The following is a 21,377-nucleotide window of genomic DNA, read 5'->3' on the forward strand; positions in this document are numbered from 1 at the left end:
TCGGCTCAGCCGGCAAATGGCATCGAATCTTCTACTCAGCGTGACCTTTCCAACCCAACTCGACCACCGACCCTGCAGACCCAATACACACCCGTACCGGACACCGCGCCCGCGGACATGCCCGGACGGCAGCAGGAGCGGTAACGCCGGTTGGCCACCTGACGAGAATGTCGATGGGCCAGTCGTTCAGCGGTGTTCATCAATCAGTTTGGCTACTGCTTTCTGGGCCTCGTTGGTGCTTACCGGAGGCGTGGTGAACATTTCGGCGAGCATCATCGCTACCGGCGTTGTCCACAGCAGTGTGCCCAATGCGACGGCATATTCAGAGTTAGTCCCGGTATTCAGACGGGCGATCAACGCCGCCAGGGCCGCGCCCAGACGTTTCATGTGTTGCCCGCCGAGGCCGCCGCGCAACTCCTTGGTCGCGATGAGAATCTCCAAACCTGCCATCGCCTTTGGATTAGCGAATGCCTCCCACGTCGCCCGCACCAAGTCCTCGGTGTCCATGACCCGCTGGGGATCGGCCAACACCTCAATCGAGGCGACCAGACGGTCAACGGCATCTTCTATGACCGCCGTCAGCAGGCCATCGCGATCCCCGAAGTGGTGCTGGATGACACCCCAACTCATGCCGGCCCGTTCGATGATGTGCCGCGCACTGGCCGCGGAGAAGCCCTCCTCGCGAATGCACCGAACCGTCTCGTCGATCAGCAATTCGCGGGTCCGGTCCCCCCGCTGCTGTCGCCCAGCAATCGGACGACGCGGAGCGGTGCGTTTGCTTGCCGTCACCGTCGAAATCCGCCCTGATCACCGCGTTGCCTCATCAAAAGCAGCTTAAGACAAGGCTCGACGTTCCCGGCGCTTCGACTGTTGGCACTCACCTGCGAAAGCGGCGAAGCAAACCTTGCCCGCAAAACATGGCGCATGCCATGCTTTGGGGGTGCAGCCAACTCGCTCCCCCCAAAAAAGCCGAATCCATGACTGAGACGATCGGTGCCGACCAGAAGCACGTTCCGTCGACAAAGCCCGGACTTTCGTCACTGCAAAAGTCGCTGTTGGGCGTTCTGGCGTTGTTCTTCGTGGTCCACGTCGTGTTCTGGTCCCTGGAATTTCATGCCGGGGTGTCCCACGTCGTCGCATCCACGACGCTGGTCGCCCTCGTCGTGGGCTGTTTCTTGACCGCACTCGCGCTGCCGTGGCTACCGCTTCCCGGCCAACGTGACCGCACCAAGGCAGAGCGACTCAGTGCGATGGTCATCGTCTGGGTCTTCATCGCCCTGATCCCACGGTTCATCTGGGAACTACCGTGGCTGTTGTTCTTCGGCCAGATCAGGAACGGTGTCCAGCATGGCGCACTCTGGACCTACATGTGGGCGCCCATCCTGCTCGGCGGCGACGCTCGCTACCTCAACGGCGACCCGCTCATCGTCGTCCTTGAGTGGATAGCCTTCTTCATCGGACTGTTTGAGGCGTATGCGATGGTCCAGTTCTTCCGCAACGGCAAGCGGTTCACCAGCGCCCAGCTCTCCTTCATCATGGGCGGGATGATCGTGGAGGTCACACTGCCAGCGGTTTACTTTGGGGTAGAGATCGCCAACAACCTGCACAGCATGTCCAGTCCAGTCGAGATGTGGGTCAAGTTCGTAGTGCTGAATCTCTTGTGGTGCACCATGCCATTCGTCACCTACTTCTGGGGCGTTCGCAGGCTGGCGCGCCAAGACCTCGCGGTGAAGTTCTAACCACCTGAACACCGCGATCACAGCACGCTGTCGAAGCCTCGCGGCACCGGTGGACAGCTCTTCGGCCTCAACGGCGCGACCGGGCCGACTTAACCGCACGAACTACTTCAAAGCGTGAAAAGCTTTGGCACACAGCTAATCTGATGTTTCAACTGCCCCAACACAGGCCGCCGCCTTCGTGGCGAGCCATCCCTGACGAGCGCCCAGAACCATTGTGACGCAAGCAAAAACGAAGACTATTCGCCGTCCGCGCGCAAACCGAGATGGACCGTCGCGAATCCGGTGCTCAGTAACTTGTAGCGGGCATCGGCGAAGCCCGCGTCCACCATCGCATCGCGCAGCTCGTCGGGCGACAGCCAGGTGCGGATCGAGTCGGCGGTGTAGTGATGGGCGTCGCGATGCCAGGCCACGGCGCGGCCCGCCACCGGCATCACGCCGAAGTAGAGCGTGTCGTGCAACTTGGCCAGCGCCTTCGACTGCGGCCTGCTGAAGTCGAGGACCATCAGGCGGCCGCCGGGCCGCAGGACGCGGTGGAACTCGCGCAGCGCCCGGCCGCGGTCGGCAACGTTGCGCAGCCCGAAGCCGATCGTGACCACGTCGAACGACGCGTCCGGGAACCGCAGGTCCATGGCGTCGCCCTCTTGGAAGTCGACAGGCCCGAGCTGCCGCCCCCGGGCGACCTCTAGCATCGGCACGCAGGAGTCGACGCCCACGACCCGGCCCCCGGCCCCGACGGCCGCGGCCTCCATGAACGCCAGATCACCTGTCCCGGTCGCGACGTCGAGCACCCGTTCGCCGGGCGAGAAGGCGGCAAGCTTCATGGCCTGGCGTTTCCACAGTCGGTGCAGCCCGAGCGTCCACACGTCGGTCATTACGTTGTAGCGCTTGGCCAGTGCCGAAAATAGATCCTTGACGTAGCCGCTTTTGGCCTCGTCCGACTCGTTCCATCGCCGTGTGACCGCCATCGTGAGCCTCCGCACAACCCCCGAGTCCGATAGTCCGGCAATGTAGCACGGCAATTCGCCGATTCAGAGCGAGGACCGCGAAATCGCGCTCAGCACTCGATCTGCGCGTCCAGGTCGAATTCGGCCAACGTGCGTGAAACGTCCTCCCGAAGCTCATCTTTGGTGTTCGCCCGGCCCAGGAAATAGCCGGAAATTCTGATGAACATCTTCCCGCGGCCCCGCCCCGAACCCAGAAACAGCTGCCCGCCCATCGCCTCGAGCGTGCTCTTCTTGATGTCGGGCTCGAGGTTTCTCAGATAGGCGTAGTCGGCGTCGGTGCCGTCGGGCCGGTTCGCCGCAGGCGACAGGTCGCCGACGTTGGAGCAGGTGACGGGCAGGCTGCCACCACCGACCGCCATCCCGGTGATCTTCCTGGCCGCCCAGACCGGGGTCATCGCCGCCAGGGGCAGCGGCGCCGACCACTCGTTGTCGGGGTCGTCCATCGCCGCGAGAGTCGCCTGCGTGATCTTGTCCTGCATGCCCGCCAGGTCCGTCGCCGCCTGCGTCGGATCGACCGCGACGTCGACACTGGTGAGCGCGTTGCCGCGGGTGTCGCCCTCGGTCCGCACCGACACCAGGAAGCGCAGGGTGACCTGCCCGTCGTCCTGGACGCGCCCGACCCGCACCGCAAGCCGGCACGCGATCCCTGCGACCAGCGAGTTGCTGCTTGCGCCAAGGTTTTTCGCGCGCGCATCCCATTGCGCCAGGTCGATGTAAGCGGACACGGCGGGCACCTCGACGACCGGATCGTCCCCTGCCGCGCGTGGGGCTGGGGGTGCCGCCTTGATCGACGACCTGAGCTCCGCGCGGTCGCGCCGCGCCCGTCGCGCCACGGAGCCCAGCGCGTGCGCCACGTCGGGCAGGTCCTTGACGGTTTGGCGCAGATCCTCGCGCAACGCGCGCCGACGGGTGCGCGATCCCGCGGGCAGGTGGCCCAGGTCGCGCGTCCTGCCCTCGGCGGCGTCGGCGATCGCCTGACCGAACGCGATGGCGTCGACGATCATGTGCGAGGCCACCAGGCTCACCGCGGTCCCGCCGTCCTGCAGCGGCAGCACCCCGAGGTGCCAGCCCGGTCCCCACTCGGGATCGATGGGCAGGCGCGCCCGCTCGTCGGCCCAGGCATTGACCTCTGCGCGCGGGCGCGGCGCCGCGATATCGAGTTCGCTGGGCGCCGGAGCCAAGACCCAGTGGTCGCGCGCGAACGGCACCGGCGACCGTTCGATCCTGCGCCCCAGCAAGCCGCGGCCCAGGTTGCGCTGGAAACGGCGCAACCCGTCGAGGTTGGCGGCGCGGTCGTAGATCCAGGTGACCTGGATCAGCGCGCCGTGCACCGCCCGCAGCGCGAGAAACGCCGCCTGATCCAGGTACGCGAGGCTGTTGTCGACCGGTTCGGAGGTGCTGACCTGATCGGCCGGGACGGCGGGCGCGGCGTCGTCGGTGAGTAGGCCGGCCAGGTGGGCGGCGAGCTTGGTCGGGCTGGGGTGGTCGAAGGCCAGGGTGGCCGGCAGCGCCAGGCCGGTGTGTTGGTTGACGGTGTTGCGCAGTTCCAGCGCGGTCAGCGAGTCGATGCCGAGGTCTTTGAACGGACGGTCGGGATCGAGGGCGGCCGGATCGGGGTGCGCCAGCACGGCGGCGGTGGTCGCGGTGACCATCTTGGTGAGGGTGCCCAGCCGCTGCTCGGGGGTCTGGCCGGCCAACTGGGCGGCCAGCGTGCGGGGGCTGGCCGCCGCGGCCTGCGGGCGGACATGGGTCAGGGCCGACAGCAGCGGGTCCAGCCGGTGTTGGCGCGCGTGGCGGGCCAGCGTGCCGGTGTTGATCCGGCTGACCAGCAGGTTCGGCCGCTGACCGGCGAGCGCGGCATCGAACAGGGCCAGGCCCTGCTCGCTGGTGATCGGGGTGAGGCCGGTGCTGGTGAGACGGGTCAGGTCGGCGGTGTTGAGGTGGGCGGTCATGCCGCTGGGGGCTTGCCAGTAGCCCCACGCCAGGCTGGTGGCCGGGCGTTGGGTGTGGTGGCGGTGGCGGGCCAGTGCGTCCAAAAACGCGTTCGCTGCCGCGTAGTTGGCCTGTCCGGGGCCGCCCAGGATGCCCGCGGCCGACGAGAACAAGACGAATGCGGCCAGGTCGCGGTCGGCGGTGAGGCGATGCAGATGCCAGGCGGAGTCGGCCTTGGCGGCCAGGGCTTTATCGAGTTGATCGGGGCTGAGCTCGGTTACCACGGCGTCGTCCAGGACGCCGGCGGCGTGGATGACCGCGGTCAACGGGCGGCCGACGGTGTCGAGTGCGGCGGCCAGCGCGGCGGGGTCGTTGGTGTCGCAGGCGCTGATGGTCACCTGGGCGCCGAGCCCCTCGAGCCGCTCGTGCAGTTCGCCGGCCCCCGCCGCGTCGCGCCCGCTGCGCGAGAGCAGCATCAGGTGCCGGATGCCGTAGCGCGTGACCAGGTGTTCGGCGAAGATCGCGCCCAACATCCCGGTGCCGCCGGTGATCACGACGGTGCCGTCGGGGTCCAGCACCGCGGGCGGGACCAGGACGATCTTTCCGGTGTGGCGGGCCTGGCTCATGTCGCGGAACGCGTGGGGCGCGTTCAGCAGGCCGTAGCTGGTGGCGGGTACCGGCTTGAGGACACCGTCGGCGAACAGCCGGGTCAGCGCCGCCCACGCCGGCTGCAGTGATTCCGGTGGCGCGCTGCTCAGGTCGTAGGCCTGATAGTCGACCCCGCGGTGGGCCGCGGCGACCTCGCTCGCCACGCGGATGTCGGTCTTGCCGATCTCGGCGAAGCTGCCCCCGCGCGGCAACAGCCCCAGCGAGGCGTCGACGAACTCTCCGCGCAGGCTGTTGAGCACGACGTCCATGCCCTGCCCGCCGGTGGCGGCGCGGAAGGCGTCGACGAAATCCAGAGTGCGCGACGACGCGATGTGCCCGGCGTCGACGCCCAGCTCGGTGAGCACGTGGTGTTTGTTCGGGTGGGCGGTGGCGAACACCTCGGCGCCGAGGTGGCGGGCGATCTGGATGGCGGCCTGGCCGACACCGCCCGCGCCGGCGTGGATGAGCACCCGCTGCCCGGCCGACAGCCCGGCGATTTCGACCAGGGCGATGTAGGCCGTCAGGTACACGATCGGCGCGGACGCGGCCTGCGTGAACGACCATCCGTCCGGGACGGGCACCACCATGCGCTCGTCGGTGATCGCGGTGGGCGCGAACGCGTTGTGCGGGAACAGGCCCATGACGGCGTCGCCGGGGCGCAGCGACGCGCCGGGGGCGGCCTCGAGGACGACCCCGGCGGCCTCGCTGCCCAGGCCCTCGTCGGTGATGGCACCCAGCGCCACCACCACGTCGCGGAAGTTCAGCCCGGCGGCACGCACCTGGACGCGAATCTGCCCGGGCGCCAACGTCTTCGGCGGGTCGGCGGGCAGCAGCGCCAGGTTGCTGAGGTCCCCCTTGCGGGTGCTGCCCAGCTGCCAGGCGGGGGCATCCGGCGGAGCCAGGGTCGGGGTCCGGGCCAGCCGGGGGATGTGGGCGACACCGTTGCGCAACGCCAGCTGCGGCTCGCCGGCCGGCGGCGCCGTGGCGATGGCCGCCACGACGTCTTTGGTGGCTGGGCTGTCGTCGGCGTCGAGCAACAGGATGCGGCCGGGCTGCTCGTTTTGGGCGGTGTGGATCAGCGCCCACGCCGCGGCGTGTGCGAGGTCGGGGACGCCGTCGTAGGCGCTGACGCTGACGGCGTGACGGGTGAGGATGACCAGCCGGCTGCCGGCGGTGTCGGGGCGGGCCAGCCAGCTTTGCAGCTGGGCCAGCACGTCGCGGGTCAGCGCGTGCGCTTGCCGCGCCGGGTCACCGTCTTCGTCAGTGGGTAGGGGCCAGACCACCGCCTCCGGGCATGAGGTCAGGGCCGCCGGGTCGTCCGTCCACGCCGGGGCGCCGGCCGGAGCGGGCACGTCGGGCAGCGCCGGCCAGGTCAGCTCGAACATGCTGTCGGCCAGCCCGGCCATCGCGCCGGGGTGGCCGATCTGGTCGGACACGGCGCGCAAGGTCAGCGCGTTGATGGTGATCACCGGGGCACCGGTGGGGTCGGTGGCGTGCAGCTGGAACGTGTCGTCGCCGGTGCGGGTCAGTTGCACGTGCAGCCGGGTGGCCGCGGTGGCGTACAGGGTGACCCCGGTGAACGCGTACGGCAGCCGCAGCGGCCCGTCGGCGTCCAGCGTGGCCAGCGGGTGCAGGGCGGCGTCGAGCAGGGCGGGGTGGATTCCGTAGCCGGCGACATCGGTGCCGGCGGGCAACTCCACTTCGGCGTGGACGACGTCGGGACGGGCCGGATCGGTGCCGATGGCGCGCAGCGACCGGAACACGCCGCCGTAGCGGTAGCCGCGCTGGGCGAGGCGTTCGTAGTAGTCGTCCCGGTCGACCGCGGCCACCCCGGCCGCCGGCGCCGGCGGCGGGCTCGCGGGCTCCTCGGCGCTCAGGAAGCCGCTGGCGTGCAGCGTCCACGAGCCGGATGGGCCGCCGGTGCGCGAGTGCACGCTGAACGCGCGCCGTCCGTCCTCCTCGAGCGGCTGCACCAGGATCTGCAGGTCGGCCGGCGCCTGCTCCGACAGGGTCAGGGCGGTGTGCAGGACGAGGTCGTCGATCGTCGGGCAGTCGGTCAGCTCGCCGGCACGCAGGATCGCCTCGATGAACCCCGTCGCGGGGAAAACCACGGTGTCGTTGACCTGATGGCCGGCCAGCCAGCCCTGGGTGGCGGGTGAAAGCCGCCCGCTGACCATGACCTGGTCCTGGTCGGCCAGCGCGGCGACCGCGCCCAGCAACGGGTGTTCGGCGCGGTCCAGGCCGAGCCCGCCGGCGTCGCCGGCCGGGGCGGGGGCCAGCCAGTAGCGGCGGTGCTCGAAGGGGTAGGTGGGCAGCGCGACGGTGCGCGCGTGCGGGTGCACGACCGCCCACGACGGGCTGTGGCCGTGATTGTGCAGCTGGGCCAGCGCGGTGGCCAGGCTGTCGCGGTCTGCCCGGTCCCGGTGCAGCGTGATGACGACCGACGACTGGGTGCGTCCCGCGGCCTGGGCCAGGGTGTCGGTGAGGGCGGGGGCCAGCACCGGATGCGGGGACAGCTCCACGAAGGTGCACTCGCCGGCGGCCAGCCGCTCGACCACGCGGTCGTGGAAGCCGACCGGCTCGCGCAGGTTGCGATACCAGTAGTCGGCGTCCATCGTGGTGGTGTCCAGCGGTTCGGCCGAAAGCGCTTGTCCCACTGTGGAATACAGCGGGACGCGGGCGGGCGCGGGGGCCAGGTTGGCCAGCCCGGCCAACAGGCGCTCACGAGCCGGTTCGACCTGCGCCGAGTGCGAGGCGTAATCCACGGCGATGAGCCGGATCTGGATGCCGTCACGCTCACCGGCGGCGGTGAACTCCTCCAGCGCGGCCGGGTCGCCGCTGATGATGGTGTGCGACGGGCCGTTGATCGCGGCGATGCTCAACTTGTCGCGCCACGGTTGCAGGCGCGGGCGCAGTTGCTCGGCGTCCAGCAGGACCGAGGCCATGCCCCCGGTGCCGCGCAGGTCGCTCAGCGCCTGGCTGCGCAGCGCCACCACCTTGGCGGCCTCGGGCAAAGGCAGCACCCCGGCGATGTACGCGGCGGCGATCTCGCCCTGGGAGTGGCCGATCACCGCGTCGGGAACGATGCCGTAGTGGCTCAGCGCCTCGGCCAGCGACACCGCCATCGTGAACAGCACCGGCTGGACCACATCCACGCGGTCCAGGGCCGGGGCGGCCGGATCCTGATACAGGACGTCGCGCACCGACCACCCGGTGAACGGGTGCAGGGCCTGGTCGCAGGCGTCGACGGTGCCGGCGAAGACGCGGTTGTTCTCGTAGAGGTCCCGGCCCATGCCGGCGTATTGGGCGCCCTGGCCGGGCAGGACGAACACGGTCTTGCCGCGCAGCTGGGCCTGGTAGTGGTGTTGGGTCAGGTGCGGGTGGGGCTGGCCGGTGCGCAGGGCGTGCAGGGCGTCGAGCAGGTCAGCGCGCGGGTCGGGTCCGGCCACGGGCGCGGTGATCACCGCGCGATACGGGTGGTGGGTGCGGGTGCGGCCCAGGCTGTAGGCGACATCGTTGAGATCCAGGTCGGGATGGTCGGTCAGGTGCTGGTGCAGCCGGTCGGCCTGCGCGCGCAACGCCGCGGGGGTGCGTGCCGACAGCGGCCAGACCGGCAGGCCGAACTCGGCACCGGTCTGCTCCGGTTCCGCGGGCGGGGTGGGCGCTTGTTGCAGGATCAGGTGCGCGTTGGTGCCACTGATCCCGAACGAGGACACCGCGGCGGTGCGGGGGTGCTCGGTGTCCGGCCACGGCACGGGTTCGGTGAGCAGGCGCACGGTGCCGGCCGACCAGTCGACGTGCGGGCTGGGGCTCTCGACGTTGAGGGTGGGGGGCAGGCTGTCGTGGTTGAGGGCCGCGATCATCTTGATGATTCCGGCGACGCCGGCGGCGGCCTGGGTGTGGCCGATGTTGGACTTGATCGATCCCAGCCACAGCGGGTGCTCGGCTTCGCGCGCGGCGCCGTAGGTGGCGATCAGCGCGCCGGCCTCGATGGGGTCGCCCAGGGTGGTGCCGGTGCCGTGGGCCTCGACGACGTCGACCTGGTCGAGCGCGACGCCGGCGTTGGCGGCGGCCTGGGCGATGACGCGTTGTTGGGCGGGCCCGTTGGGGGCGGTCAGGCCGTTGGAGGCGCCGTCCTGGTTGATCGCCGATCCCGCGATGACCGCCAGCACCGGGTGGTTGTTGCGGTGGGCGTCGCTGAGCCGTTCCAGGACCAGCACCGCGGCTCCTTCGCCCCAGCCGGTCCCATCGGCGTTGGCGGAGAACGCTTTACAGCGCCCGTCGGCGGCCAGCCCGCGTTGCCGGGCGAACTCGGTGAACACCGACGGCGTGGTCATCACCGTGACGCCGCCGGCCAGCGCGAGCGACGATTCGCCGTTGCGCAGGGACTGGCACGCCAGGTGGGTGGCCACCAGCGACGACGAGCAGGCGGTGTCGATCGTGATCGCGGGCCCCTGCAAGCCCAGCGCGTACGCGACGCGCCCGGACGCCACGCTGGTGGACAGGCCGGTCAGCGCGTACCCCTCCACGCCGTCGGATCCGCCCGCGCCGTATTGCTGCGACCACGCCCCGACGAAGACCCCGGTCTCCGACCGCACCAGGCCGGCCGGGTCAATTCGCGCTGTTTCCAACGCTTCCCAGGCAACCTCGAGCAGTAGCCGCTGCTGGGGATCCATGGTTTGGGCCTCCCGCGCGGAGATCCCGAAGAACTCCGCGTCGAACTCGGCCGCCTCCGCGAGAAACCCGCCCGAACGCGTGTAGGTCTTGCCCACCGCGTCGGGGTCGGGGTCGAACAGGTCCGCCAGGTTCCAGCCGCGGTCCGCGGGGAACGGGCCCATCGCGTCGGTGCCGCTGACCACCAAATCCCACAGCGCCGCAGGCGAATCCACCCCGCCGGGAAACCGGCACGCCATGCCCACCACGGCCACCGGCTCGTCGACGGCCACCCGCGACTCCACCAGCGGGGCCGCCCCGGCCGGCCCGCTCAGCAACCGGCCCAGCTGGGCGGCCAACTCGTCGGGGGTCGGGTAGTCGAAGGCCAGGGTCGGTGGCAACGGCAGCTCGGTTTCGGTTTTGAGCCGGTCGAGCAGCTCGGTGGCCTTCACCGAGTCGAAACCCAAGTCCTGAAACGCGGATTCGGGGTCGATGTAGTCGGCGCCGGGTTGACCCAGCACCGCCGCCACCTGCGAGCACACCACCTGCAGTAGCAGGTCGTGTTGCTGCTGGCGCAGCGTGCGCAGCCGTTGGGACCACCCGGAATCGGCCTCGGCGGCCGCGCCGGTGTCCTCGGCCGCGCGCCGGTCCGGCTTGGGGATCAGCATGTCCAGCCGGGTGAACTCGTCGCGGAGGTAGCGCTGGAGGCAATCGCGGCGCCGGACCTTGCCGCTGGTGGTGAGGGGAATCGAATGGGGCGGCACCAGAACGAGATCCGCCACACTCAGCCCGTGCACCCGTGATATCGCCGAGGTGATCTCCCGCCTGGCGGCACCCAACTTGCGCGCGGCCTCTTCGGTGTCATCGGCCTTCTTGAGTTCGACGATGGTGACCAGCTTCTCGACGCCGTCGTCGTCGGGAACCGCGATCGCCACGACGCGGCCCGCGGTGATCTCCTGGATCGTCGCCTCGATGTCGTCGGGAGAGTGGTTGCGCCCGTAGACGATCAGGAGGTCCTTGCTGCGGCCGACGATGAACATCTCGCCGTCGGAGACGAAGCCCAGATCGCCGGTGCACAACCACGGCGCTGCGGGCGCGCCGGCCGACGGCTCGAGAAGCGTTGCGCCGAAGGTACGTTCGGTTTCCTCGGGCTTCTGCCAATACCCCGAGCAGACGTTGTCGCCGTGCACCCAGATCTCGCCGACCGTTCCCGGCGGGCACTCGGTGCGGGTCTCGGGGTCGACGATGCGCACCGTCGGCGAGTGTGGCATGCCGTAGCTGACCAGCGGTGTGCCGTCCCCGCTTTCGCACCGCTTGGCCTGGCCGGCGGTCAGTTTCTCGGATTCGAAGAACACGGTTTTGGGCGGTTGACCCGACGCGAGCGTGGCCACGTACAGCGTGGCCTCCGCGAGACCATACGAAGGCCGTAACACCTCGGGGCGAAGGTTGAAGCGGGCGAAGCGCTCGGCGAAGCGCCGCAGCGTCGGGGGGTTGACGCGTTCGGCGCCGTTGAGGATGTTGCGCACGCCACCGAGGTCGAGCCCGGCCAGGTCGTCGTCGGACGTTTTGCGTGTCGCCAACTCGAAAGCGATGTTGGGCGCCGCGGAGAAGACCTGAGTGTTGCTCGCCAGCAGTTGCATCCACCGGGCCGGCCGCTGCAAAAACGACGGCGGGCTGGTGAGCACCGTGCGAAACCCGCCCAGGATCGGGAAGGCGATTCCGAAGACCAGCCCCATGTCGTGAAACAACGGCAGCCACGAGACGACGGTGGTGTCCGGCGGGGCCACTCCCCCGTCCTCGTCGTAGTAGGCGGCGATGATCTGCTCGCAATTGACCACGATGTTGCTGTGCGAGACCATGACTCCCGCCGGGGTGCGGGTCGAGCCGGAGGTGTACTGCAGATGCGCGATGCTCGGCAGGGTCTCGGTCTCGGCGGCCAGTCCCTCCGCGGAATCCAGGTCCAGCAGGTCGACCTCGACGACCGACGGCGCGCGCTCGCCCTGGTCCATCTTGATGGACGCGGCGATGTCGGCGGCGACGGAGGACGTGGTGAGGACGGCCGACGGCGAGGCGTCGCGCAGGACCGCGCTGACCCGCTCGTCGCTGGAGCCGCCCAGCGGCAGCGACAGCGGAACGGCGATCTGACCGGCCTGTAGCGCGCCGAGGAACCCGATGACGTATTCCAGCCCCTGCGGCGCCAGGATGACCGCACGGTCACCGTTTGACCCGAGCGCTTTGAGCTCGCGTGCGACGTTCAGCGTGCGCCGATACAGCTGCGACCACGTCAGGCTTTCCGCGACGCCCGCCGGGTCCTGCTGGTAATCGATGTAGGTAAAGGCGGTCTCGCTGGGCTGCAGCCGGGCACGCTCCCGCAGCACGGCGGGAATGGACGACTCAAGCACGGGTCGAACGATACCGATGAACGCAGAGGGCGTCGGCAGAACCGGCGCAGGTCAGGAGAATCTGCTGGCGTTCGCGGCTACGAGCCCGGCGCGTAATGCCAGATCACGCCTTGGGTCCCGGAGCTCGCCGGGTTGCACCACATCGTCCGTCCGGCCGCGTCGTGGGTGGTGGCGTTGGGCACCGAGCACCGATGGCCCGCGGCGGGGGCGTTGAGGTGCGCGGCGCCGATTCCAAGCGCGACGAGGACGGCCGTGGCGGAGGAGACCAGCGCCAGCCGCAGGTAGCCGATTTTCCGGTTCGCAGTGTTCTGTGTTGCCGTACGCATGGGTAGAGCGTCGGCGCGAGCGCTTGAGGGATCCTCAAAGGATCCTTGGCTCGATTGTTGGCTAGCCTTGCCTGGTGCCCGAGCCCGTCCTGTACAGCGTCGACGCGCGCGTCGCGCTCATCACCGTCAACGATCCCGACCGGCGCAACGCCTTCACCGATGAGATGTCGGCGCTGTTGCGGGCCGCGGTGGAGCGGGCCGAGGCCGACCCCGGCGTGCACGCCGTCGTGGTCACCGGCGCCGGCAAGGCCTTTTGCGCCGGCGCCGACCTCGCCGCCCTGGGCGCGGCCGGCGGCGGGGAGACCGAGGCGGGGCTGCGGCGGATCTACGACGGCTTCATGGCCGTCGGCAATTGCCGGTTGCCCACGATCGCCGCGGTCAACGGCGCGGCCGTGGGAGCGGGGCTGAACCTGGCGCTGGCCGCGGACGTGCGCATCGCCGGGCCGCACGCCATGTTCGACGCCCGTTTCCAGAAGCTGGGGCTACATCCGGGTGGCGGTGCGACCTGGATGCTGCAGCGCGCGCTCGGCCCGCAGGTGGCGCGCGCGGCAGTGTTGTTCGGGATGCGTTTCGACGCCGAGTCCGCGGTGCGGCACGGGTTGGCGCTCAGCGTCGCCGCCGACGCGGTGGCCGCGGCGCTGGAGCTGGCCGCGGGGCCCGCGGCGGCCCCCCGCGAGGTGGTGCTGGCGACCAAGGCGACCATGCGCGCCACGATCGACCCGGGATCGCTGGACACCGAGCAGCACGACCTCGCCATGCGCACCGAGCTCGGCCCGCAGGCGACGTCGCTGCAATCTCCTGAATTCGCAAGCAGATTGGCCGCGGCGCAGCGCAAGTAGGTCCCCGTTCGCGCGACACGGCGAGAGCGACGACCAACTACAAATCGAGCAGCGCCGTCTCGGGCGACTCGATCAAATCCCTGAGCTCGCAGACGAATTGCGCCACCTGGGCGCCGTCGGCGATGCGGTGGTCGAACGCGCAGGTCAGAGTCATCGTCGAGCGCACGGTGACCTCGCCGGCGACGACCACCGGGCGCGGCTTGATCGCCCCCATGCCCAGAATCGCCGCCTCGGGATGGTTGATCATCGGCACGCCGTCGTCCACCCCCAGCGCCCCGTAGTTCGACACCGTGAAGGTCGAGCCCGTCAGCTCGGCCGGCGTCAGCGTGCCCTCCCGCGCGCCGTCGATCAATTCCGCTGTCCGGGTGGCCAACTCGCGGGTCGTCTTGTTCTGGGCGTCGGCGATCACTGGGACCAGTAACCCGCGCTCGGTCGCCACGCCGAAGCCCAGATGCACGCTCCGATGCGCGTGCACCTGCGGGCCCTCGGGCGAGTCGACCCAGGTCGAGTTGAGAATCCTGTTGTGGCCCAACGTGATAGCGAGCAGCCGCAGCGTCAGCACGAACGGCGTGATCTGTCCGGCGCGCTCGCTGAGGCGCAGCAGCGCGGTGCAATCCACGTCGACGCTGGCCTTCGCCGCCGGGATCTCGCGGTTAGACTGCGTCATCTTCTCGGCCATCCGGGCCTGCACGCCGCGCACCGGCCGAACGTCGTCTTCGGCGACGTGCGCGGCCGCCAGCAGCTGGGCGCGGGTGATCACCTCACCGGCGTTGCGCGGCACCGACGCGAGGTCGACCGACAGCTCCTTGGCCAGCTTGCGCACCGGCGGGGCGGCCAGCGGCCGACCGGCGCGTCGGCTGGTGTCGATGCCCGAGTCGGCGCCGTAGCCGACCAGCGTGGGAACCGCGGCCTGGCCGGGCTCGGTGTCGACGCGGACCAGCACCGCGCCGACCTTGAGCACATCGCCTTCCGCGCCGTGGGTTTCGACGATCCGCCCGGCGTACGGGCTGGGGATTTCGACCTCGGCCTTGGCGGTCTCCACCGAGCACAACACCTGGTTGAGCTCGACCTCGTCGCCGGCGCCGACGTACCAGCACGACACCGTCACCTCTTCCAGGCCCTCGCCGAGGTCGGGTACCCGGAACGCCCTGACGCGGTCGTCGGCGCTCACGGCATGCCCAGCGCGCGCTCGACGCAGTCCAGCAGCCGGTCGGGGCCCGGCAACCACAATTTCTCCAACCGGGCCGGCGGGTAGGGCGTGTCAAAACCGCAGGCGCGCAACACCGGCGCCTCCAGCTCGTAGAACATCTCTTCCTGGATGCGCGCGGCCAGCCCGGCCCCGTAGCCCAGGCTGCGCGGCCCCTCGTGCAACACCACGCAGCGCCCGGTCCGGTGGATCGACGCGGCGATGGTCTCGAAGTCCAGCGGCACCAGCGAGCGCAGGTCGATGACCTCCAGGCTCCAGTCCCGTTGCCGCTGCGCGTCTTCCGCGGTGGCCACCGCGGTGTCGACCAGGCTGCCATAGGTTACGACGGTCACGTCGCGGCCGGGCCGGCGCACCACGGCCCGACCGATGGGCGGTTCGGGCCGGTCGGTGTCGACGACGCCGCGACCCTGGTAGCGGCGCTTGGGCTCGAGGTACATCACCGGGTCGGGGCAGGCGATCGCGTGGCGGAGCAACCAGTAGGCGTCGGCGGGGTTGGACGGCACCACCACCTTCAGCCCGGCGGTGTGCGCCCAGTAGGACTCGGTGGAGTCCGAATGGTGCTCGGCCGCACCGATTCCCCCGAACGACGGGATCCGCACGGTGACCGGCATGTCGATTTCGCCGCGGGTGCGGGTGCGGTACTTCGCCAGATGGCTGACCACCTGGTCGAAGGCCGGGTAGGAGAACCCGTCGAACTGAATCTCCGGGACCGGAACGAAGCCGCGCAGCGCCAGCCCGATCGCGATGCCGATGATGGCCGACTCCGCCAGCGGCGTGTCGAAACAGCGCTGCTCGCCGAAGGTTTGGGCCAGCCCCTCGGTGACCCGGAACACCCCACCCTCGACCGACACGTCCTCGCCGAACACCAGAACACGGTCGTCGGCGGCCATCGCATCGTGCAGCGCGCGGTTGAGCGCCTGCACCATGGTCAGCGGTGGCGCGCCGACCGCGACACCGGCCGGAGGCTCGGCGAGCTGGGTCATTCCAGCCTCCCCAGTTCGGCCAGCAGCTGTTGGCGTTGCGCGGCCAGCCCGGGCGTGATCTCGGCGTAGACCGTGGTGAACACGTCGTCGATGTCGAAGTCGGGCGCATCGAACACCGCGTCGCGCAGCTCGGTGCGCATGCGCTGGGCGCGCGCCGTGACCCGCTCCTCCAGCCGGTCCGACCACACGCCCTGCCCGCTCAGGTAGTCGCGGTAGCGCGGGATCGGGTCCAGCGCCGCCCACCGGTCCACTTCGTCCTGCGACCGGTAGCGGGTCGGGTCGTCGGCGGTGGTGTGCGGGCCGAGCCGGTAGGTGACCGCCTCGATCAGCGTCGGCCCGCCGCCGGCCCGGGCGCGCGCGGCGGCCTCGGCCATCACCGCGTAGCACGCCAGGACGTCATTGCCGTCGACCCGGACGCCGGGCATCCCGTAGCCAATCGCCTTGTGCGCGATGGACGGTGCGGCCGTCTGTTTGGATACCGGCACCGAGATCGCCCACTGATTGTTCTGCACATAGAACACACACGGCGCGGTGAACACCGCCGCGAAGTTCAGGGCCTCGTGCACGTCGCCCTCGCTGGTGGCGCCGTCGCCGAGGAAGGCGACGGTCACCGAATCCTCGCCGAGGCGTTGCGCCGCCATCGCGGCGCCGACGGCGTGCAGTCCCTGCGTGCCGATCGGGATCGACATTGGGGCGCAGCACTTCCTGGTGAATTCCAGGCCGCCGTGCCACGTCCCGCGCCATACCGCCCCGACGTGCCCGGGCGGGATGCCGCGCACCAGATACGCCCCGAGCTCACGATATTGGGGAAACAACCAGTCGGTCTTGCGCAGGCACGCGGTGGCGCCCACCTGGGCGGCTTCCTGGCCCCGGCACGACGCGAACAGCGCAAGTTGGCCCTGGCGCTTGAGGTTGACGAACTCGGTGTCCAGCTCCCGGGTGACCACCATCATCTCGTAGAGCCAGCACAGCGTCTCCACGGGAAGCTCACGGCCGTAACGGCATTCGGGTGTCGGCGTGCCGTCGGCGGCGACCAGTTGCACCGGCTCGAGGTCGACGGTCATCGGCGTCTGAGCAACCTGAGCCATACCGCCTCCTCAGCCCCGCTCGTCGCGACACTGGCGCACTTTCCATTATGCGCTCAAACGCGACGACACCGGGTTGATCGCGACAGAGCCGACAACGTGTCGCGGGCGCGGGGCCTCAGGCCGATTCGCCCGCCCGCCGCAGCAACGCCTGCGCGTGCTTGAGCACCGGCGAGTCGACCATCTGTCCCTCGAACGCGAACACCCCGCGTTCGGATCGCGCCGCCACCAACACCCGCCGCGCCCAGTCCAGCTTCTCCTCGCTGGGGCGATAGGCCTCACGCACGACCGCGACCTGACTGGGGTGGATGCACACGGTCCCGTCGAAACCGATCGCGACGCCGTCGTCGGCCTCGGCCCGCAGGCCCTCGGTGTCGCGGATGTCCAAATGCACGGCGTCGAGCGCGACGCGGCCGAACGCCGACGCCGCGAGCAGGGCGGTCGAGCGCACGTGGCGGGCCACGTCGCGGTAGCTGCCGTCGGCCCGCCGGCTCGAGCTGCCGCCCAGCGTGGCGACCAAGTCCTCGGCGCCCCACATCAGGGCGACGGTGTTCTCGGCGGCGGCGATCTCGGCGGCGAACACCGCGGCGCGCGGCGTCTCGATCAGCGCGACGACCTGTCGCGGCGCGAGCGCGGTCACCTGCGCGGCCGATTCGGTCTTGGACAGCATCACGGTGGTGTACGCGGTCTCGGCCAGGGCCTCCAGGTCGCGGGCCTGTTCGTCGGTGCCGGCCGGGTTGATGCGCACCAGGGTGCGGTCGGGGTCCAGCGGGGTCTCCCGCAGCGCCTTGCGGGCGGCGGGCTTGTCGGCCTCGGCGACGCCGTCCTCGAGGTCGAGGATCACCACGTCCGCGGCGGCGGCGGCCTTGGCGAAACGCTCGGGGCGGTCGGCCGGGCAGAACAGCCACGCGGGGCCGGCCTCACGCAGGTTCATCGAGAGTCCTTTCCGGTCGGCCGATTCTGCACCAACGTGGTGCGCACCGCGCGCGCCACGACGTCGCCGTGTTGGTTGCGGCCGGTGTGCTCGAGGGTGACGATGCCTTCGCCCGGCCGGCTCTTCGACTCGCGCTTGCCGGTGCACACGGTGTCGGCGTACAGGGTGTCGCCGTGAAAGACGGGCTTGGGGAACGACACCTCGGAGAAACCGAGGTTGGCGACGATGGTGCCCAGCGTCAGCTGCGCCACCGACAGGCCCACCAGCGTGGACAGGGTGAACATCGAATTCACCAGCCGCTCCCCGCGGAAGCCCGGCTGCTCGGCTGCCCACGCGGCGTCCAGGTGCAGCGACTGGGTGTTCATGGTCAGCGTCGTGAACAGGACGTTGTCGGCTTCGGTGACCGTGCGGCCGGGCCGGTGCAGGTAGGTCGTGCCGACCTCGAACTCCTCAAACCACAAGCCCCGCTGGGTAATTGACTTGCCTTCGCTCATGACAGCCCCAGCGATCGCGCGATCAGCATCAGTTGCACCTCGGTGGTGCCCTCACCGATCTCGAGGATCTTGCTGTCGCGGTAATGACGCGCCACGGGGTATTCGTTCATGAATCCGTAGCCGCCGTGGATCTGGGTGGCGTCGCGGGCGTTGTCCATCGCCGCCTCCGACGCGATCATCTTGGCGATCGCCGCCTCCTTCTTGAAGGGTTTGCCGGCCAACATCTTTGCGGCCGCGTCGTAGTATGCCGTGCGCGCGACGTGCGCCCGCGCCTCCATCCGGGCGATCTTGAAGCTGATCGCCTGATACGAACCGATGGGCTGGCCGAACGACTGGCGTTCCTTGGCGTACTTGACGCTTTCGTCGACGCAGCCCTGCGCGGCGCCGGTCGCCAGCGCGGCGATCGCGATGCGGCCCTCGTCGAGGATCGACAGGAAGTTCGCGTAGCCGGTGCCGCGGGGTCCCAACAGGTTCTCCTCGGGGACGCGGGCGTCGACGAAGGTCAGCGGGTGGGTGTCCGACGCGTTCCAGCCGACCTTGTTGTAGACGGGTTCGACGGTGAAACCCGGTGTGCCGCTGGGCACGATGATCGTCGAGATCTCCTTCTTGTCGCCGGCGAGGGTGCCGGTGACGGCGGTGACGGTGACCAGCGAGGTGATGTCGGTGCCGGAGTTGGTGATGAATTGCTTGGTGCCGTTGATCACCCACTCGCCGCCGTCGAGGCGGGCGGTGGTGCGGGTGGCGCCGGCGTCGGAGCCGGCGCCCGGCTCGGTGAGCCCGAACCCGGCGAGCGCCCGGCCTGCTGTCAGGTCGGGCAACCACTTGTGCTTCTGCTCGTCGTTGCCGAACCGGTAGATCGGCATGGCGCCGAGGCTGACGCCGGCCTCCAGGGTGATCGCCACCGACTGGTCGACCTTGCCGAGCTCTTCCAGTGCCAGCGACAGCGCGAAGTAGTCGCCGCCCATGCCGCCGTACTCCTCGGGGAACGGCAGGCCGAACAGACCCATCTCGGCCATCTTGGCGACGACCTCGTACGGGAAGCTGTGCTCCTCATCGTGTTTGGCCGACACCGGCGCGACCACGGTGCGCGCGAAGTCGGCGACCGTGTCACGAAGGTCCTCGTATTCCTTGGGGAGCGTCCCCGCCGTAAGCGTTGTCATGATTCCTGATCCTTAATCCGCGCCAGCACTTGATCGACCTTGACTTGATCGCCGACCGAGACCAGCACCTCCAGTCGTCCCGAGACCGGTGCGGCCAGCGAGTGTTCCATCTTCATCGCCTCGACGACCACCACGGCGTCGCCCTCGGAGACCTCGGTGCCGGATTCGGCCTGCACGGCGATGACGTTGCCGGGCATGGGGCTGACGATTTCGGCCTGACGGACGCCGGTTGCGCGGTCGATCTTGTGCTCCTCGGCCTCGCGCAGGTGCCAGGTGCCGCGTTCGTCGGCGATCCACAGGTGCCCGTCGGCCTCGGCCCACCGGTATTCGCGGCGCAGCCCGTCCAGTGTCACGGTCATCGTGGTTCCGTCGACTTGCGCGCTGGCGGAAATGATCTCGCCGTCGCCGACCTGAACCCTGGCGGCCCCGGGCAGCCCCCACACCGACACCGTCTCGCTGCGCAGCGGGGTGCGCATCTCGGTGCGCACCGGCGCGGCTTCACCGCCGACCCGCCATCCCGTCGGCGCCGCCCACGGGTCGCCGCAGGCGCGATGGTCGAGGGCGGACTGCCGGTAGAGGCCGCCGGCGGCCAGCACGTCGTCGGGGGCGGGCGTCGGCGCGAAGTCGGCCAGCCGCTCGTCCAGCAGCGCGGTGTCGAGATCGCCGGCGCGCACCCGCTCGTCGACAAGGAGGAATCGCAGAAATTCCAGGTTGGTCTGCACGCCCAGCACCGCGGTGTGCGCCAGCGCCCCATCGAGTTTCGCGAGCGCCTCGTCGCGGTCGTCGCCATAGGCGATCACTTTGCTCAGCATCGGGTCGTAGTCGCTGCCGACCCGCGTGCCGGACAGCAGCGACGAATCGACCCGTACGCCGTCGCCGGACGGTTCGAACACGGCCAGCACGTGGCCGCCCGTGGGCAGGAACCCGCGCGCCGGGTCCTCGGCGTACACGCGGGCCTCGATCGCGTGCCCGCGCAGTTCGATCTCGTCCTGCGCGAACCCCAGCTTTTCGCCCGCGGCCACCCGCAACTGCCACTCCACCAGGTCCAGGCCGGTGACCGCCTCGGTCACCGGATGCTCCACCTGCAGGCGGGTATTCATCTCCATGAAGAAGAACTCGTCGGGCCGGTCGGCCGAAACGATGAACTCCACGGTCCCGGCCCCGACGTAGTCGACGCTGCGGGCCGTGTTGCAGGCCGCCGCCCCGATCCGCGCGCGGGTCTGGGGGTCCAGCAGCGGCGAGGGCGCCTCCTCGATGACCTTCTGGTGGCGGCGCTGCAGGCTGCACTCGCGTTCGCCCAGGTGGACCACGTTGCCATGGGTGTCGGCGAGTACCTGCACCTCGATATGCCTGGGCCGCAACACAAATCGCTCCAAAAATAGCGTGTCGTCGCCGAACGCCGAGGCGGCCTCGCGGCGGGCGCTGACCAGCGCCTCGCGCAGCCGTGCCGGGTCTTCCACCAACCGCATGCCCTTGCCGCCGCCGCCCGCCGACGGCTTGATCAACACCGGGTAACCGACCTCTGCGGCGGCGGCGACGAGTTCGTCGTCGGACAACCCGGGCTTGGCCACGCCGGGCACCACCGGCACGTCGAAGGCGGCGACGGCGTTCTTGGCGGTGATCTTGTCGCCCATCATGTGGATGGCCCGCGGCGGCGGGCCCAGGAACATCACCCCGGCGCGTTCGCATGCGGCGGCGAAATCCGCGTTCTCGGAGAGGAATCCGTAGCCCGGATGGATCGCCTGGGATCCGGTGCGCGCCGCCGCATCCACCACGCGGGCGATATCGAGGTAGCTCTCGCGCGCCGCGGCGGGGCCCAGCCGCACCGCTTCGTCGGCCGCGAGCACGTGCCGCGCGCCCGCGTCGGCGTCGCTGTAAACCGCGACCGATCGGATGCCCAGCCGGCGCAGGGTGCGGATCACCCGCACCGCGATCTCGCCGCGGTTGGCCACAAGTACCGTGTCGAACATC

13 protein-coding genes are annotated in these 21,377 nt (G+C 70.0%); 2 read left to right on the top strand and 11 right to left on the bottom strand.

Annotated elements, in window-relative coordinates; genetic code table 11:
- Positions 1 to 186: 186 nt before the first annotated feature.
- The gene (locus AC5Y43_RS13340) at positions 187 to 789 is read right to left on the bottom strand and encodes a TetR/AcrR family transcriptional regulator (protein WP_499973064.1); all 603 of its coding nucleotides are present in this window, start codon (positions 787 to 789) and stop codon (positions 187 to 189) included.
- Between the two features lie 188 nt (positions 790 to 977).
- Between AC5Y43_RS13340 and AC5Y43_RS13345 the strand changes: the two genes are divergently transcribed.
- Complete coding sequence (locus AC5Y43_RS13345) at positions 978 to 1,739, top strand: hypothetical protein (RefSeq protein ID WP_499973066.1); 762 nt, start codon at positions 978 to 980, stop codon at positions 1,737 to 1,739.
- A 236-nt stretch (positions 1,740 to 1,975) separates the two neighbouring features.
- On the opposite strand, the gene AC5Y43_RS13350 is transcribed toward AC5Y43_RS13345, so the two are convergent.
- From AC5Y43_RS13350 to AC5Y43_RS13360, 3 genes are all read right to left on the bottom strand, one after another.
- Complete coding sequence (locus AC5Y43_RS13350; RefSeq protein ID WP_499973067.1) at positions 1,976 to 2,704, bottom strand: ubiquinone/menaquinone biosynthesis methyltransferase; 729 nt, start codon at positions 2,702 to 2,704, stop codon at positions 1,976 to 1,978.
- 89 nt (positions 2,705 to 2,793) lie between these two features.
- The gene (locus AC5Y43_RS13355) at positions 2,794 to 12,378 is read right to left on the bottom strand and encodes a fatty-acid--AMP ligase (RefSeq protein ID WP_499973070.1); all 9,585 of its coding nucleotides are present in this window, start codon (positions 12,376 to 12,378) and stop codon (positions 2,794 to 2,796) included.
- A gap of 77 nt (positions 12,379 to 12,455) precedes the next feature.
- Positions 12,456 to 12,704 carry a hypothetical protein gene (locus AC5Y43_RS13360; RefSeq protein WP_499973074.1) on the bottom strand — a complete coding sequence of 83 codons (249 nt, stop codon included), beginning with the start codon at positions 12,702 to 12,704 and terminating at the stop codon, positions 12,456 to 12,458.
- Positions 12,705 to 12,778: 74 nt separating this feature from the next.
- Here AC5Y43_RS13360 and AC5Y43_RS13365 point away from each other — a divergent pair, with 74 nt between their 5' ends.
- The gene (locus AC5Y43_RS13365; protein WP_499973077.1) at positions 12,779 to 13,543 is read left to right on the top strand and encodes an enoyl-CoA hydratase; all 765 of its coding nucleotides are present in this window, start codon (positions 12,779 to 12,781) and stop codon (positions 13,541 to 13,543) included.
- Positions 13,544 to 13,580: 37 nt separating this feature from the next.
- On the opposite strand, the gene AC5Y43_RS13370 is transcribed toward AC5Y43_RS13365, so the two are convergent.
- From AC5Y43_RS13370 to AC5Y43_RS13400, 7 genes are all read right to left on the bottom strand, one after another.
- Entirely contained in the window at positions 13,581 to 14,714 is a 1,134-nt protein-coding gene (locus tag AC5Y43_RS13370) for a dihydrolipoamide acetyltransferase family protein (RefSeq protein ID WP_499973078.1), read from the bottom strand.
- Positions 14,711 to 15,733: a 3-methyl-2-oxobutanoate dehydrogenase subunit beta gene (bkdB, locus tag AC5Y43_RS13375; protein WP_499973081.1), complete on the bottom strand. Its 1,023-nt coding sequence runs from the start codon at positions 15,731 to 15,733 to the stop codon at positions 14,711 to 14,713. The genes AC5Y43_RS13370 and bkdB overlap by 4 nt, the downstream gene beginning before the upstream one ends.
- Entirely contained in the window at positions 15,730 to 16,821 is a 1,092-nt protein-coding gene (gene pdhA, locus AC5Y43_RS13380; protein WP_499973084.1) for a pyruvate dehydrogenase (acetyl-transferring) E1 component subunit alpha, read from the bottom strand. The genes bkdB and pdhA overlap by 4 nt, the downstream gene beginning before the upstream one ends.
- 115 nt (positions 16,822 to 16,936) lie before the next feature.
- Positions 16,937 to 17,752: an HpcH/HpaI aldolase/citrate lyase family protein gene (locus AC5Y43_RS13385; RefSeq protein ID WP_499973086.1), complete on the bottom strand. Its 816-nt coding sequence runs from the start codon at positions 17,750 to 17,752 to the stop codon at positions 16,937 to 16,939.
- On the bottom strand, positions 17,749 to 18,246 hold the full coding sequence (locus tag AC5Y43_RS13390; RefSeq protein WP_499973088.1) for a MaoC family dehydratase: 498 nt from the start codon (positions 18,244 to 18,246) through the stop codon (positions 17,749 to 17,751). Before AC5Y43_RS13390 ends, AC5Y43_RS13385 begins: the two co-directional genes overlap by 4 nt.
- On the bottom strand, positions 18,243 to 19,406 hold the full coding sequence (locus AC5Y43_RS13395) for an acyl-CoA dehydrogenase family protein (protein WP_499973089.1): 1,164 nt from the start codon (positions 19,404 to 19,406) through the stop codon (positions 18,243 to 18,245). Before AC5Y43_RS13395 ends, AC5Y43_RS13390 begins: the two co-directional genes overlap by 4 nt.
- The gene (locus AC5Y43_RS13400; protein WP_499973091.1) at positions 19,403 to 21,376 is read right to left on the bottom strand and encodes an acetyl/propionyl/methylcrotonyl-CoA carboxylase subunit alpha; all 1,974 of its coding nucleotides are present in this window, start codon (positions 21,374 to 21,376) and stop codon (positions 19,403 to 19,405) included. The genes AC5Y43_RS13395 and AC5Y43_RS13400 overlap by 4 nt, the downstream gene beginning before the upstream one ends.
- Position 21,377 lies beyond the last annotated feature (1 nt).

This window comes from Mycobacterium sp. NGS57, assembly GCF_059812405.1.

Coding starts and splice junctions, on each gene's coding strand:
- AC5Y43_RS13345 (WP_499973066.1), top strand. CDS start 978: ATGACTGAGACGATCGGTGCCGACCAGAAGCACGTTCCGTCGACAAAG.
- AC5Y43_RS13350 (WP_499973067.1), bottom strand. CDS start 2,704: ATGGCGGTCACACGGCGATGGAACGAGTCGGACGAGGCCAAAAGCGGC.
- AC5Y43_RS13360 (WP_499973074.1), bottom strand. CDS start 12,704: ATGCGTACGGCAACACAGAACACTGCGAACCGGAAAATCGGCTACCTG.
- bkdB (WP_499973081.1), bottom strand. CDS start 15,733: ATGACCCAGCTCGCCGAGCCTCCGGCCGGTGTCGCGGTCGGCGCGCCA.
- pdhA (WP_499973084.1), bottom strand. CDS start 16,821: ATGGCTCAGGTTGCTCAGACGCCGATGACCGTCGACCTCGAGCCGGTG.
- AC5Y43_RS13385 (WP_499973086.1), bottom strand. CDS start 17,752: ATGAACCTGCGTGAGGCCGGCCCCGCGTGGCTGTTCTGCCCGGCCGAC.
- AC5Y43_RS13390 (WP_499973088.1), bottom strand. CDS start 18,246: ATGAGCGAAGGCAAGTCAATTACCCAGCGGGGCTTGTGGTTTGAGGAG.
- AC5Y43_RS13395 (WP_499973089.1), bottom strand. CDS start 19,406: ATGACAACGCTTACGGCGGGGACGCTCCCCAAGGAATACGAGGACCTT.
- AC5Y43_RS13400 (WP_499973091.1), bottom strand. CDS start 21,376: ATGTTCGACACGGTACTTGTGGCCAACCGCGGCGAGATCGCGGTGCGG.